The organism is Nocardiopsis sp. iso_238, assembly GCF_056173325.1.
Window position 1 is genome coordinate 4,591,859 of sequence record NZ_CM149668.1, and the last position, 15,029, is coordinate 4,606,887.

Consider the following 15,029-nt stretch of genomic DNA (forward strand, 5'->3'; position numbering starts at 1 on the left):
GCGCTCCGGACCGGAGGGAGATCCGTGGATCGGATACCGCCGCGCCGGGCTCCGGGGACCGTGACGGGCGCCTCGTTCGTCAGTGGCCGCGGCGATGATGTTCACCCGACCCCCGAACAGAGCGGTGAGTTACTGCGTCGTACTCCGCGTAAGCGGCACCCCCCGAACACCGAACCGCAGAATCGAGGCGTTGTCAGTGTCGACGTCGATGCCGTCCACGGAACAGGAGCTGGAGGACGCCGTCCCCGGACGGCCCAACTGGCTGCTGAGCCTGCTGGTGGCCCTGGCCAGCCTGGCCGTGGTCGCCAGTGGTTGGACCGTGGCCCGGTTGACGCTGGACGGAGGCACCGCCGCTCCGCCGGCGGTGGATCCGGGCGGGGTGGAGTCTCCGCTGGTGCGGGCCGTGGACGCCGATCCCTCGGACCCGGAGGTGTTCCTGGAGTCCGCTGTCCAGGTGGTCCGGGACGCCCCCTCCTTCCACGTGAGCTACACCCGGACCGTCGAGGGTGCGGAGCCCGCCCGGGGGTGGGCCCGCCACGAACCCGACTCCGACACCGCCTTCGAGCACTACTTCGAGACCTCCGAGGGGGTGCGGGTCTACCGCTACGACCTGCCCGGCACCGGCTTCATGATGACCGCCGAGAAGGGACTGCCCGGCATGACCGTGCTGGACCGGCCCACGGAGGCCGACCGCCGCCTCTGCTCGGAGGAGTTCGTGCTCGCGGTTCTGGAGGACCTAGTGGAGACCGCGGCCGAGCTGGAGCTGGTGGGATCGGAGGAGATCGAGCTCCCCGAGAGCACGCGCGGAGTTCCGGCCAGCACCCACACCGCCTACCGGTACACGGGCACCTTCGCGACGGAGGCGGGAGACTACCTGTCCGAGGTCGGCCGCAACAGCCTCCTCCCGGTCCCCGAGGCCCGGTTCGACCTCTGGGTGGACGAGGCCGGACACCCCCGAAGACTCAGCTACACCGCCGTGAACGGGTTCGGCGAGACCTACGACTACCACCCCATGGCCGTCTAGCGGGCGCGCCGGAGGCGAGCGGCCGCCTGGTACCGACGCCGGGAGCCCGCGCGGCACGCGGCCGTTCAGGGGACACCGGAAGCGAGCACAGGGCCGTCGGCCACGGGCGTTCGTTGAGGTGGCGGGCGACTCTCGTGGGAGGAGTGAACAGACCGCTGGGCCCGCCGTGCTGGAGATCCGGGACGCGGTCGACGGCGACCCCGGACCTCAGGACCTCCAGGTCCGGCGCCCTCGGGCCAGGGGTGTCCGTTGGGGGTGGCGGACTGTGGACGCGTGGTCCGGGAACGGGCGGGACCGACCCAGGAACGCGGTACGCGGGCAACAACCCGGGGGCGGAACCCCTGAGCCTCAGGGGTCAGTCGGTTCCGGCGCGGCCCATCACGAGCTCGGGGACGTTGACGGTGTCGTCGAGTTCGTAGGTGTAGGGAGGGTCGGGCACGGTGCCGCGCGGTTCGGGCTGGTCGGAGTCGACCAGCAGGTTGTCACGGGTGACCACGTTCCCGGGTTCGTCGGGCTCCGTGGACACCGAGACCGGGGTGTTCTCGAAGTAGTTGCCCTCGACCAGCACCTGGGAGCCGTGGGCGGACCGGACCCCGTACTCCGGGTTGGCGCGGAAGTAGTTGTTGAACACGTGGACGTGCTCGGCGTTGTGGGCACTCGGGTGACGCTCGGAGGTGCCGTCGAAGAAGTTGTGGTGCACGGTCACCCGTAGCGCGCCGGGCTCCTCGTCACCGCCGCCGATGGTGACCGCCGACTCCGCGTCGGTGAAGTGGTTCCAGGAGAGGGTGACGTGGTCGGCGCCGTCGGCCACGGTGATCAGCGAGTCGTCCCCGCCACCGGAGAAGGTGGACCCGTCCACCCACACGTGGTGGGCGCCTCCCCGGATCTCGATGGCGGGTCCCTCCGAGTCCATGCCCAGGTTGGCGAGGACGACGTTCTCCGCGCCGTCCACGAGCAGGCCGCCGCCGGTGAGCTCGGCGCCCTCCCCCGTGCCCACGAGGGTCTTGTCCGAGGCGACCCGCACGGTACCGTCCAGGTCGATCTCGCCCTCCACCTCCACCACCAGGGGTTCCTCGGCCTCCAGGTACTCGGTGAGCTGGTCGGCGTCGGTCGCGGCCACGGTGTCCCCCTCGACCCCGCCGGTCACTCCGGGGTGTTCGACGGGCGCGTCCTCCGCGTCCGTGTCCCCGTCCTCCGCGTCCGCGTCCCCGTCCTCCGGGTCCACGTCCTCGGCCTCCTCGTCCTCCGGGTCGGGCAGCATCAGGGGCTGGCTCGCCCAGCCCACCGGGGTGCCGAAGGGCCACTCGTCCTCAGCTGTCTCCGGGGGCGGACTGGACTCGTCCGCCTCCCCCGGGTCCGGGTCCACGGCGGCACCGACGGGGGGTTCGAGAGTGTCGTCCGTGTCCTCCTCCTGGCGGGAGCAGGAGCTGAGGGCCACACACACGAGGACCGCCAGGCACGCGGCGGCGAGAGGGTGGAGTCGCATCGGGAACTTTCCAACGAGCGGGGCGGGGGGAGATGTCGGACTCCGACGATTCTCTCAGGCGGCACGAGACACCGGACACACCGCCCGTGCGCTCCCGCGGGGTTCCGGGCACGGCGCAGGGCGCCGACCCCGTCCGATGGGGGCCGACGCCCTGACTGTCACGTTTCGCGAACGCTCGCCGGTGCGGTCTCCCCGGTGTCCGGCGCGGACAGCGGGGAGCTCCGATCACCCTCTGGAGTGACTACTCCTTGGCCCAGCCGATGTCCTCGTACACGTAGTCCGAGGCCAGACCGAACTCGCCCCAGTTGTGCAGGTTCTCGTCGAGGGCGTAGAGACCGGGACGCTCGAACATGGGGATGGTCACGACCTCCTCCCACAGCAGGCGGTCGATCTCGTTGGCCAGCTCGGCGTAGCGGTCGGGGTCGGTCTCCGCCATGAGCTCGTCGAACTTCTCGTCGATCTCCTCGGTGGAGACCCGGGCGAGGTTGTTGCCCCACTCGCCGTCCTTGTCGGGCATACCGTAGTTGCCCTTGCTGTCACCGGCGTAGGGGTTGGTGCCGGTCAGGACGTAGCTGGCCATCTCGTAGTTGCCCGGGATGACGTACTCGGGGAAGAGCGCGTTGCCGGGGACCTGCTGGGTCACCACCTCGACACCGATCTCGGCCAGCATCTCGCCGGCGATGTCGGCCTCGTCCTGGGCGACGGCGAGGTCGTCGGAGACGACCCAGTCCAGGGTCAGGGACTCGCCCTCCTCGTTGGTACGGACGGTCTCGCCCTCTTCGAGGGTCCACCCGGCCTCGTCCAGGAGATCCTCGGCGGACTCCTGGTCGTACTCGCCGTAGCCCTCGCTGTTGTCCTGGTAGCCGTACTGGCTGGAACGCAGCAGACGGTTGACCTCGCCCGTGATGGGCCAGTTCACCGCCTCCAGGCTGACCTGGGAGAGGACGTCGGTGTCGATACCGAGGGAGATCGCCTGACGGACGCGGACGTCCTCCAGTCGCGGGCTGCCGCCGTTCAGCGAGATGAAGCGGTGACCGTGGTTGACCGCCTCCGTGAGGTAGGTGCCCTCCCGGTCCTTGATCAGCTCGTAGCCCGCGGCGTCGTAGCCCAGGTAGAAGCCGTCGACCTCACCGTTGTTGAACGCGCCGGCCTGGGCGTCGCTGCCCATGCTGTCGAAGATGATCTCGTCCAGCAGGGCCGGGGTGCCCCACCAGTCCTCGTTCTTCTTGATGGTGATGCGCTCGGAGACGTCGTCGAACTCCACGTCACCGAAGGGTCCGGCCGTGACGGGGTAGGCCTTGTTGTAGCCCTCCTCGAACTTCTCCTCGTCCTCCATGTACTCCGCGGGGTACAGGGGGCTGAAGAGACCGGGCCACTCGGCGTAGGGCTCGTCGAACTTCAGAGTGAAGGAGTAGTCGTCGTCACCGCCGACGAACTCCTGGACCCGGTCGTAGCCGTCGGTGGAGCCGACCTGGAAGTCCCCGTCGCGCTGACCGGAGCGGGTCATCCAGTTCGCCTCGTAGTCCTCCCAGGTGATGGGCTCACCGTCGGACCAGACGGCGTCCGGGTTCAGCTCGTAGTTGACCTCGAGGCCGTCGTCGCTGACACCGTATTCGAGGACGTAGTCCGTGAGGGGCTCGTTGGTGCCGTCGGCACCGTACCGGCTCGTGCGGGGCAGGACCGCGGCGGCGGTACGGCGCACGTTGGCCAGGTTCCCGTTCGTGTGCGCCATGTTGTGCTGCTCGGCGTACTCGTTGAGGGCCCACACGAAGGTGCCGCCCTCCTGCAGGTCCTCGCGGGGCGCCGGGTTCAGGTCCTCCGCGGCCAGGGCCGCGGTCCTCTCCTGGGCGTCCTCGTTGTTGCCGTCGTTGCTCGCGCAGGCGCTGGCCAGCAGCACCAGAGCGGCGGCGGGAGCGAGATACCGCGCCTTCCCGATTCGCATGGGGATCTTCCTTCTGTGAGTGTCGGCCAGCACGCGGGGTGGTACTGGCCTGGTGCCCGTGTCGGACCGGCGGTCCGTCAGAGAACGTCCTGTCGCTCCGCGAAGTGGCAGGCGGTTCCCTGGTCTCCACCGTTGGTCGGCAGGATCTGCGGTTCGACGTTCACGCACTGCTCCTGGTCGGACTCCGAGAGCGTGATGAACTTCTGGCACCTGGTCCGGAACCTGCAACCCGAAGGCGGGTTGGCGGGGCTGGGCAGGTCACCGTCCAAGACGATGTGCGTGCGTGCGCGTTCCCGTTCGGGGTCGGGGATCGGGATCGCGGACAGTAGCGCCTGGGTGTAGGGGTGGGCGGGCCGGGTGTAGATCGACTGGGTGTCACCGATCTCCACGATCCGGCCCAGGTACATGACCGCGACCCGGTCGGCGATGTGCCGGACCACGGACAGGTCGTGCGCCACGAACAGGTAGGCGAGGCCGAGCTTGGCCTGCAGTTCCTCCAGAAGGTTGACCACGCCCGCCTGGATGGAGACGTCCAGGGCGGACACCGGCTCGTCGAGCACGAGCAGCTTCGGCTCCAGGGCGAGGGCGCGGGCGATGCCGATGCGCTGACGCTGGCCCCCGGAGAACTCGGAGGGGAACCGGGTGGCGTGCTCGACGTTGAGGCCGACCAGTCGGATCAGCTCGTAGACGCGCGAGGTGGCCTCGGCGGCGGGGACCCCGTGGGCACGCAGCGGTTCCGCGATGATGTCGAAGACCGTCATGCGCGGGTCCAGGGAGCTCATCGGGTCCTGGAACACGATCTGCATGTCGCGGCGCAGGTCGAAGCGCTCGCGCTTGCTGAGTTTCGCGGTCCCCCGGCCCATGACCTCGACCGTTCCGCGCTGCGGCTTCTCCAACCCCATGATCTCCATGAGGGTGGAGGACTTGCCGCAGCCGGACTCCCCGACCAGGGCGAGGGTCTCGCCCTCACGGATGTCGAAGCTGACCCCGTCGACCGCGTACACGGTGCCGACGCGACGCTTGAAGACGGCGCCCTTCATCAGCGGGTGGTGCTTGATCAGGTCGTCGACCCTCAGCATCTCCGTACGGTCCTCGCGGCGCACGGAGGCCGCCTCCGTCACGGGGATCTCAGGCACGGGGTAGATGTCCCGGGCCGTCCACGCGTTGGTGTCGATCTCACCGGACCGGATGCAGGCGACCCTGCGGTCTCCGGTGTCCTGGACGGACTCGTGCCCGGGTTCCCGGGGCGCCTCGGCGTCCCCCTCCGTTTCCGGGGCCGACACCAGGGTGCGGATCTCCTCCGTCGAGGGCTGGGCTCCGATGGTGAGCAGTTCCGGTTCCGCGAGGTCGCACTCCGGCTTCGCGATGGGGCAGCGGGGCGCGAAAGGGCAGCCGGGCGGCAGCGCGCTCAGCGAGGGCGGGTTGCCCTTGATGGGGACGAGGGCGCCCTGGCGTTCGAGGTCCATGCGCGGCACGGCGCCCAGCAGACCCATGGTGTACGGCATGCGGCTGCTGTAGTAGATCTCGTCGACGCTGCCGATCTCCACGGGACGTCCCGCGTACATGACCAGGACCCGGTCGACGAACCCGGCGACGACACCGAGGTCGTGGGTGATCATGACGATCGCGGCGCCGGTCTCGTCCTGTGCGGTGCGCAGCAGGTCGAGGATCTGCGCCTGGATGGTGACGTCCAGGGCCGTGGTGGGCTCGTCGCAGATGATCACGTCGGGGTTGTTGGCCATGGCCATGGCGATCATGACGCGCTGGCGCATACCGCCGGAGAACTCGTGCGGGAACGAGCGGTAGCGCTGGGCGGCGTTGGGGATGCCGACGAGTTCGAGGAGTTCCACGGCCCGGGCGTGCGCCTTGGCGCGGCCCGCCCTGGGGTCGTGGACCAGGACGGCCTCGGCGAGCTGGTCCCCGACCGTGTACACGGGGGTGAGCCCGGACAGCGGGTCCTGGAAGACCATGGAGATGACCTTGCCGCGCTTCCTGGCCATGGTGCGGTCGTCCAGGCCCAGGATCTCCTCGCCGTGCAGGCGCACGGAGCCGGTGACCTTGGCGTTGTCGGGCAAAAGGCCCATGGCGGCCATGGAGGAGACGGACTTGCCGGAGCCCGACTCACCGACGATGCCCAGCACCTCGCCCCGGCGGACTGCGTAGCTGACACCGCGCACGGCGTGGACGTCGGGGTTTCCGGCCAGCCCGCGGAAGGTGACGTTGAGGTCGGTGACCTCCAGGACCGGTGCCCCGGGGCTCGGTGCGTCGGTGTGGCCCTCGGTGGCCTCGACTGTGTTGGTGCTCATGTGTGTGCCCTCCCCTAGGACCGACGCGACTTGGAGTGCGGGTCGAGGGCGTCGCGCAGCCCGTCCCCGATCATGTTGACGGCCAGGACCAGGATGACCAGCAGGATCGTCGGGAACGCGAAGACCCAGGGCGCGGTGGTGGCGTACGGGGCTCCGGCCGCGATGACGACGCCGAGGCTGACCTCGGGGGGCTGGACGCCCAGTCCGAAGTAGCTCAGCGCGGTCTCACCGATGATCGCGGTGCTGACCATGATGGTCGCGTCCGCGATGAGCAGCGACGACATGTTCGGCAGGATGTGGCGCAGGATGATCCGGTGGGGGGGCACGCCCATGAAGCGGGCGGCGTGGATGTACTCCCGCTCCCGCAGCGAGATGGTCAGGCCGCGCACCATCTTGGAGGTGACCATCCAGCTGAAGGCCGCCAGCAGGATGACGAGGATCAGCCAGCCGCCCTGTCCGACGAAGTGGCTGGACAGGATGGCCAGGATGACGAAGCTGGGCAGGACCAGGGCGAGGTCGGCGATCCACATCAGGACCCGGTCGGTGATCCCGCCGAAGTATCCGGCGAACGATCCGATGAGCGCCGCGATCACTGTGGAGCCGATGGCGACCAGGAAGCCGATGAGCAGGGACTTCTGGAGACCGGCGGCGGACCGGGTGAAGATGTCCTGGCCCGTGTGGTTGGTGCCGAACCAGTGGTCGGGTGAGATGCCCTCGAGGCGCGCCGTGAAGTCGCGTTCGCTGACACCCCACTGGCTGATCATGGGACCGATGAAGGCCAGGGCGGTCAGCAGGACGATCAGGACGAGTCCGACGATGACCCGTCGGGTCCCGAGGAGCTGGCGCACGATGTCCTTGGCCCGGCTGGGGGCGGGCGGCACCACGGGGGCCTCGGTGGCCTCGGGGTCCCCGGGGACCTCCTGGGGCTGCGTGCTGTCTTCGGTCGTGCTCATGACGTGGTCTCCAGCTGGGCGGCCGCGCCGGGACGCGGAGGGTTCGTGGTGGTGCGGGGCGCGGTGGCACCCGTGACCTCGGGAGCGGGGGTGTGCGTCATGGTCACACCCGCACTCTCGGGTCGAGCCAGGCGTAGAGGATGTCCGAGAGGAAGGACGCGGCCATGATGGTGATCGCCATGAACCAGGAGACCGCCGCGACCACGTGGACGTCCTGCCTGGCGATGGAGTCGATGAGCCAGGCGCCCATGCCGTGCCAGCCGTAGATCTTCTCGGTGAAGGTCGCCCCGGAGACCAGGGCTCCGAAGGTGAAGGTGAAGTAGGTGATCGTGGGGATGAGGGCCGTGCGCAGGGCGTGCTTGAACAGGGCCCTGCGCCGGGTCAGTCCCTTCGCCATGGCCGTTCGCACGAAGTCCGCGCCGAGCACGTCCAGCATCATGTTGCGCTGGTAACGGGCGAAGGCCGCGAACAGGGCGACGGTCAGCACGAGCGTCGGCAACAGTGCGTGGTAGACGCGGTTGAGCAGGAGGTCGTACCACTCTCCGGTGAACCCCGCCGTGTACTCGCCGGAGTACCGCAGGAACTGGAAACCGAGGAGGTCGTTGATGCTCACGGCGCCGACCTGCACCACGATCGCGATGACGACGGTGGGGACGGAGAGCACGAAGAAGGAGGCCGCGGTGGCGGCCTTGTCGAAGGCCCGGTACTGGCGGATGGCGGCGTAGGCGCCGACCGCGATCCCGAGGAAGCTGCCGAGGATGGTGGCGACGGTGATGAGGCGGAGGGTGACGCCCGCCTTCATCCACATCTGGGAGGCGACGTCGCCGCCCTGGATGGTCTTGCCGAAGTCACCGGTGAAGACGTCACCGATCCAGGTCGCGTACCGCTGCGCGATGGGGGTCTGGTCGTTGAGGTTCAGGGCGTCGAGCTGGGCGTTGACCGCCTCGGGGGACGGTGGCGGCTGCATCTGCTCGAAGTACCCGCGCGGATACAGGTTGGTGGCGGCGAGCACGTAGGCGAAACTCGTCGCGAGAAGAATCAGCACGACGTAGTTCAGCAGCCGTCTGGCCAGGAACTTGCCCAAAACTATCTCCGAACCTCACAGCCGAGCCCGGCGCTTGATCTGTCTTGATCTGTTGCGAGTCGCCGGCACGGGGAGTGACACGGGTCGGGCAAGGTTCGTGCGCTCCGGCCGGTTAGCCCGGGTAAGCGCGCAAGCTCTGCCGACACCGCGGGGATCACCCCCAGTGACTGCCGAAACACACGGTCTTCCGGTTCACGGTCAGTGACCGGAATGTCAAGATTCTGGGGGATCACTAGACACTTGCTGGTAACCGCCACATCAAGAAAGGACAACGGTGGCAATGCGGGCAGCAAGTTCGCGTGCAATTGTCAAGTGTGGCACGCAACGCAGTGAACCAACTCCGGTGTGTCACAAATGCCCGCTGAACTGGACATATGAGAAACGAGAGGGCCATAGGCGTAAACGACGTTTACGAAAAACCGGCCCCGGTCGACGATTCGCCAGCGTGACGGCCGCCGTTCGCGACACCCTGGAAACACGTTCTTCCCCCAACGACGAACGAGACCGGTCGAACATTACCGTGAGTCACAAAAACCGTGATTTCCGGCGTTCGGAGGCCAATCCGGGGGCGCGAATTCTGTCACCCTACGTAACACGCGTTAACACGGGCTAAGCATCGCCCCTGGCCCAGCCTTACGAACAGACCCAGCCGGACCCTCTGCCACCTGCAACGATTCAAGTGACGTGGCCGACACCGCCGGGCGGACACGAGGTACCAGCGGAGCCGGGGAACCGGATCGGACCACACCCCACCACGTGCCCAGCGAGCGCGCCGCGTCACCGGCGACGGCCAGGCCGGACCACGCCAGGGGGCCCACCGGTGCCACACCGTGGTGGCGCCGCCAGGAGAGCAGGTGTGGGACGGTCAGCACCGCGGCCGCCACCAGGGCCCGACGGCCCGCACGCCCGCGTCTCGGGGAACCGGCCGCGCGTGGGCCGCGAGCGGGCCCGCCGCCCGACCGCTCCCGCGACCAGAGCACCGCCCCGCCGACCGCCACCGCCGCCACGAGCGGCCAGTGCGCGGTCCGTGCGAGCCGCGCCCCGGACCGCACGGTGTGGGCGAGGTCCACGACCACCGGGCGTACCGTGTCCCGCGCCGGGACTCCGGCACCCCGTGTGAGCCTCCGCGCGGTCACCGCTCCCCCGATGGAACTCACGGCCAGGCCCGCCAGGGGCCGACCGGACAGGGCCAGGCCCAGGCCGACCGCGCCGGACAGGGACAGCTCGGGGCCGGCCACCCGCCGACCGTGCCTACGCGCCAGCGGCCCGGAGACGGCACCGGCCTCGAACCGGGAACCCAGGTAGGAACGGAGGTCCGTGTGGGGTGTGGTGCGCACCCTCGACCGGGGCTCGTACCGCACCGACCACCCCCGCGCGGCCAGGAGCCACAGCAGGTCCACGTCGGCCGTCGCGCCCAGGGCGGGGTCGTGGTCGAGCAGGCCCCGGCGCACGAACAGTGCGGGCACGGGCTCCGGGGACACCCCCGGGCCGCGGGTCGGAGCGGGGCCGCCGGAGCCGTGGCCCCAGGGCGGGATCGGCGCGGGGTCCGGGCCCCGGTCGGTGTGGAGGGCGCTGAGGGAGGCGACGAGCATCCCCCGGGGGCCACTCCGTACGCGTTCGGGCAGGACCCGGGGCACCACCGCCGCGACACCGGGGTCGGCGAAGTGGCCGAGAGCCGTGGCGAGCCAGCCGGGGGCGGGCCGGGCGCCGGCGTCCAGCAGGGCGACGACCGGTGCGTCGCAGACCCTGAGCGCGACGGCCCGGGCCTCGGCCCCGGTCAGGGGGCCGGGCACCACGTGCAGGCCCCGGGTCCGGGCCACCCGGGCTCCCAGACAGGTCGCTCCGACCACCACCGGCCTCAGGTCCGGGTACTCGTACCGGAGCCGGTCCAGGGTCGCCTCCAGTTCGAGGTGGTCCGCGGCCCCGACCACGGCGACCTGCACACCGGGGACCGGCACGCCGGGGGCGGGGCGGGGGTGTGCCAGCCCCGCCGCCAGCAGCGCACGCGCGAGCCGCCGTTCACCGGGGCGGTCGGGCGCGGCCCCGCTGAGCCAGCGGATGACCGAGCTGACGCCCTCGGGCGGCAGGCGCAGGGCGCTGGGCGGTGAACCGCCGACGAGGACGTGGCCCTCGTCCGTGAGCCGGACGGCGCGGTCGATCTCGACGCCGAGGCCCACGGGCAGGGGATCGGGGATGGGCGAGGCCATGACTCCCACCCTGTCGGGTGATCCACAGCACGCGCAAGACCGAAGCAAGTAGCAAAATTCGGGAGGTCTTCACCAAATCGTTATTCGCCCTTGAATCGGCGCAGGGGCGCGCATCCGCGCCGATATTCGGTCCCCGCCGGGCCCACCAACCCGACCGGAACCCTCTTTGGGCAGCTCAGAGGGGGTTACCCTGTCCGGACCAGGTCGGCTGGGTCGTCAAGGAGGCACGGAGCGTATGCTGAGCGCGAGTAGGCCCTTCAGTGTCGTAGGGCACACCCCACCGCACACATGACCATCCTCCACGGCCAGCCCCCCGGCCACGCCACCGTCCCGTGTGAAGCCCCGCGGCTTCTCCCCTGTCGCACGCCGCCCTCGTGCCGTGTCCCCAACGGCACCGAGCCGTGTCCCTCCCTGCCCCCGGGGGCTTCGCCCCGTGTCTGCACCCAGCGCCGTGACCCGTTCCGGGCATGGACGCGTCCAGGGCCAGGCGCCAGTTCGGCCCTGCCCGCGAACACACGTCCTCGGGGAGTGAACCCACTTGTGTGAGACCGCAGCCCCTCGTTCCGCGCCAACGCACCCGCTCCCGACGGCGTCGGCCCCTCTCGACCGTCCCCAACGCCCGGCCAGTCCCATGGAAGAGTCCAGCAGCACCCCGTCCACCACCGAGTGCCGACCCGCACGGCGGCGCTTCCCCGGTCTGCCCAGCCAGATCGCCTACGCGCGCAGGTTCGTCGCGCGCCAGCTGGCGGTCTCACCGGAGGTCACCACGGCGACGCTGCTGACCAGTGAGCTCGCCACCAACGCCATCACACACAGCGACTCGGGGCGTGCCACCGGGAAGTTCGAGGTGTGCGTGCGGCTCGCGCCCGGGTGGGCCCGGGTGGAGGTCCGCGACCTCGGCAGCACGACGGAGGCGCCCGCGCCCCAGCACCGGGATCCCTACGACACGGCCGAACACGGCCGGGGTCTGGACCTGGTGGAGGCACTCGCCAGTAAGTGGGGGACCGAACCACGCCACGACGGCCGGGGCCGCCAGGTGTGGTTCGAGCTGGTGTGGGACGGCGACGACCGGGAGTCCGACCAGCCCCGGTAGGGGGCCGATGCGGTCTGGAGCGGGGCGTTTCCGGTCGTGAGGTCCGTGCGTCGCCGTGCCGGGGGCGTGTGCGGTCCTACTCCTCGGCCGTGGTCGGAGCGGCCCCCTTGGTGTCCGCTGGGGTCGCACCGGTGTCCGTGGCGGGCAGCCGGTAGCGCTCGTAGAGTTCGCGCGCGTAGTCCTTGGCCTCCTGGGAGGGCTCGTCACCGAGTTCGTCGCGGACGAGGTCGTCCAGGCTCTTCTTCGAATCATCCATGTGAGGAAGCCTGCCTGGACTGCGCGGATAGCACAAATCGACAGCCCGGTGACAGAGAGGAAAGTCCCGAAAGTCCTACACAGCAGGGTTTCTAGCCACGGATATACGGCTGATCTGCGACATTAGCGCCAACGGGGACTCAGCGGCATGCCTGTGAGTCCCCGTTGGTTCCGGTCACTTCCGCTCCCCGTGATGGCGGGGTGATGGCAGTTGTGATGACGGCGGGAGCTGCGACCAACGGCTGCTCCGACCTCCGAGGGCGTCACTGAAAGTGACCTTACCCTCGGAGGTTCACCTGAACCATGCGAACGCTACAGCGGCCAGAACACCCAGCAGCGCGCCGACGAGCACCTGCGCTGGTGTGTGGGCCTTGAGCTGGATGCGGGACCGCCCAACGAGAGCAGCGAGAGGCCAGACGAACACGGCTACCCACGCCCCGTACAGAAGGGTGCCGATGGCAGCTCCGGCCACCGCGACCAGGGAATGTACGGAGACCTTCCACCGGGCGATGACCGTGATCGCGAGAGTGATGACCAGCGTCGTCAACATGGTGATGACCAGGGTCAGTAGCGGACGGGGAGCCCCCAAGAGGGCCAGGGTCGCGATACCAGCAGAGACGAAGGCGATGATGATCGCCAGGGGCACCAGGCGCTGCTTTCGGTCCCCCACGTGGTGGTCGCTCCACCAGCTCAGCCGCGCACCGACGATCAGGATGCCGTAGGGCACGATGCCGCAGAACAGGGCTGCCAGCAGCCCCCAGCCCAACCCGGCCAGGCCGGGGGTCGAGTACCAGCCCACGGCCAGGAGGATGAGGACGACCAGGACGCCAGGGGCGAAGATCTCAGTAACCAGGCGTGCGGCGCGCTCGCCAAGGCCCCGGTTGGGTGTCGGTGTGGTCATGGTTTGACGCTCTCCTGGAGTTCGGTGGTAGGCAACGGGAAGCTCAGCGCGAGACGGCGCGCTGACCGGGAACGGTAGGCGCAGGCGACGGCGCGGAGTCTGTCGACTTCTTCGCGCCACCAGTCCCCTCCGGGTTCCCCGACCCCCTGAACGGTTGGGTGATCTTCATGGTGGTCGGCTTCGGGCAGGCCCGCGGCCTTGGCACGCAGGGCAACGCGCACCTCGCAAGCGTGGATGAATGCCTGGATGCCGTCTGACGGGCCCACATAGGTCTCGCCAGCGAGCTCTCGCACTCCAGATTGGAAGTGTGGGCACAGAGCGAGCAGGCCGTCCTCGATCTCCACCGCGTACCGATGAAGGCGCAGACGCGTGTCCAGAGTTGAGACGGGTTCACGAGCCAGCACCACGTCGGGGTTGTGGGCGCTGATGTCGCGCCACAGCGAGTGCAGTTCGGCCAAGGCTCGCAAGTCGCGTGTCTTGTCGAGGAGTGTTCCAACGAACCTGGCGGGCAGGGTGGTGCCGATGATGACCAGGAGAAGCGCGGCTTCCATGAGGCGCGTGTTGACGAGGTCCGTGGTGTCCGGACTCAGCGGTGGGCCCGGTCCCCAGGGACTGGTGCCGATCATGAGCGCGGTCTTGTTGAGGACGTAAAGCAGGCCGATGGATGTGCCCGTGCCGCTGAGAGCGAGGCCAAGTTGAAGCCGCCGTGCCCGCCGTTGTCCTGCGGCCCTACGTGACTGCCCGAAGAACATCTTGCTCGCGAGGGCGAGCATCGTTCCCAGGTGGGTGAGCCAGGCGGCCCAGTAGATCAGGGCGGGGGCAGTGCCTCCCGCGCCTAGAGCGAAGTCACCATCGGCCGCGCGAGGCACGAAGGGGAGAACCGCGAGCATGATGCTGACGATCACGGCGGTGAAGGTGTGGCGAGCACGACGTGCGCGGGGTTGGCTGTGGCCGATCATCCTGGCTACGAATTCGAGGATGGCGGCGGTCATGAGTACACCAGCAACGTGTTTGGGCACGGTCAGCAGCATCACGAGGTCCGCTTCGCGGAGGAACGCTTCGACCTGTGGCGCTCGGACGGTTGTGACGACGGCGAGGAGAGCGAAGCCCAAGACGAGCGGGCGTTGGGAGGGGTGCTGGCGTGCCTTGGGAGCACGCCACATGACGACGCCGATCAAAAGGATCGGAAGTAGGAGCGCGGACATTTACTCTTCCTCTCCGCCCAGGGTGCTCTGGAGTCGTCGCAAGGGGCCGTGCAGGGTGGGCGGCTCTGGAATGTCGATCATTTTTCCGAGAATGGTCGCCATCATTTCGGCTTGCCGTTCTTCGGCGCTGTCGTAGCGCGAACGGTTTCGCATGAGGGCATGGCGCACCATCTGAGGGGAGAGGTTTGGGAAGAGTGCCGCAAGTCCGTCACTGTTTTCTAGTAGATCGTGCTCCCAGAGCATGTGGGCGATCTCGTGAAGGATGATGTGGCGCTGGTGTGCCTTGGAGGTCGCAGCAGCATAGAAGACATGGTCCTCTTTTTCGTCACCGATCCAGACGCCGCACACTTGCTGATTACTCGGTGATTGCCAGGCGTGCAGATGAATCTTTCTCCCCCGGCGCTGCTCCAAGATTTCCAAGAAGTCATTCAAGGAGCGAGACGACGGGAGCTCCAATTGGCACTCTCGAAGCCTTTTAGTGCACTGATCATAGAGTTCTTTGTCTACAGGCGCCTGGTGTGACGGTAGTTTCCCTCTACCCCAAACGAACACGCTAATAACCCCCAACCTGCA

The 15,029-nt window shown here is 68.8% G+C and carries 12 protein-coding genes; 2 read left to right on the forward strand and 10 right to left on the reverse strand.

Features of this window, described 5'->3' with window-relative positions; translation table 11 throughout:
* Positions 1-208 precede the first annotated feature (208 nt).
* The gene (locus tag AC0VYL_RS20705) at positions 209-1,024 is read left to right on the forward strand and encodes a hypothetical protein (protein ID WP_475481203.1); all 816 of its coding nucleotides are present in this window, start codon (positions 209-211) and stop codon (positions 1,022-1,024) included.
* 355 nt (positions 1,025-1,379) lie between these two features.
* Here AC0VYL_RS20705 and AC0VYL_RS20710 read toward each other — a convergent pair whose 3' ends face one another.
* The 6 genes from AC0VYL_RS20710 to AC0VYL_RS20735 form a co-directional block, all read right to left on the reverse strand.
* Entirely contained in the window at positions 1,380-2,510 is a 1,131-nt protein-coding gene (locus AC0VYL_RS20710; RefSeq protein ID WP_475481204.1) for a pectate lyase family protein, read from the reverse strand.
* A 241-nt stretch (positions 2,511-2,751) separates the two neighbouring features.
* Complete coding sequence (locus AC0VYL_RS20715; protein ID WP_475481205.1) at positions 2,752-4,452, reverse strand: ABC transporter family substrate-binding protein; 1,701 nt, start codon at positions 4,450-4,452, stop codon at positions 2,752-2,754.
* A gap of 77 nt (positions 4,453-4,529) precedes the next feature.
* Positions 4,530-6,758 carry a dipeptide ABC transporter ATP-binding protein gene (locus AC0VYL_RS20720; protein WP_475481206.1) on the reverse strand — a complete coding sequence of 743 codons (2,229 nt, stop codon included), beginning with the start codon at positions 6,756-6,758 and terminating at the stop codon, positions 4,530-4,532.
* A gap of 14 nt (positions 6,759-6,772) precedes the next feature.
* Positions 6,773-7,711 carry an ABC transporter permease gene (locus AC0VYL_RS20725; RefSeq protein ID WP_475481207.1) on the reverse strand — a complete coding sequence of 313 codons (939 nt, stop codon included), beginning with the start codon at positions 7,709-7,711 and terminating at the stop codon, positions 6,773-6,775.
* Between the two features lie 103 nt (positions 7,712-7,814).
* Positions 7,815-8,795: an ABC transporter permease gene (locus AC0VYL_RS20730; protein ID WP_475481208.1), complete on the reverse strand. Its 981-nt coding sequence runs from the start codon at positions 8,793-8,795 to the stop codon at positions 7,815-7,817.
* Positions 8,796-9,394: 599 nt separating this feature from the next.
* On the reverse strand, positions 9,395-11,002 hold the full coding sequence (locus AC0VYL_RS20735) for a family 2 glycosyl transferase (RefSeq protein WP_475481209.1): 1,608 nt from the start codon (positions 11,000-11,002) through the stop codon (positions 9,395-9,397).
* A 538-nt stretch (positions 11,003-11,540) separates the two neighbouring features.
* Between AC0VYL_RS20735 and AC0VYL_RS20740 the strand changes: the two genes are divergently transcribed.
* On the forward strand, positions 11,541-12,095 hold the full coding sequence (locus tag AC0VYL_RS20740; RefSeq protein WP_475455260.1) for an ATP-binding protein: 555 nt from the start codon (positions 11,541-11,543) through the stop codon (positions 12,093-12,095).
* Positions 12,096-12,171: 76 nt separating this feature from the next.
* Here AC0VYL_RS20740 and AC0VYL_RS20745 read toward each other — a convergent pair whose 3' ends face one another.
* The 4 genes from AC0VYL_RS20745 to AC0VYL_RS20760 form a co-directional block, all read right to left on the reverse strand.
* Positions 12,172-12,351 (reverse strand): hypothetical protein, encoded by a 180-nt coding sequence (locus AC0VYL_RS20745; protein ID WP_475481210.1) that lies wholly within the window; start codon positions 12,349-12,351, stop codon positions 12,172-12,174.
* Positions 12,352-12,642: 291 nt separating this feature from the next.
* On the reverse strand, positions 12,643-13,251 hold the full coding sequence (locus tag AC0VYL_RS20750) for a hypothetical protein (RefSeq protein WP_475481211.1): 609 nt from the start codon (positions 13,249-13,251) through the stop codon (positions 12,643-12,645).
* Positions 13,248-14,456, reverse strand: coding sequence for an MAB_1171c family putative transporter (locus tag AC0VYL_RS20755; protein ID WP_475481212.1), 1,209 nt, complete (start codon positions 14,454-14,456; stop codon positions 13,248-13,250). The genes AC0VYL_RS20750 and AC0VYL_RS20755 overlap by 4 nt, the downstream gene beginning before the upstream one ends.
* Positions 14,457-14,888: a hypothetical protein gene (locus tag AC0VYL_RS20760; protein WP_475481213.1), complete on the reverse strand. Its 432-nt coding sequence runs from the start codon at positions 14,886-14,888 to the stop codon at positions 14,457-14,459.
* Positions 14,889-15,029 lie beyond the last annotated feature (141 nt).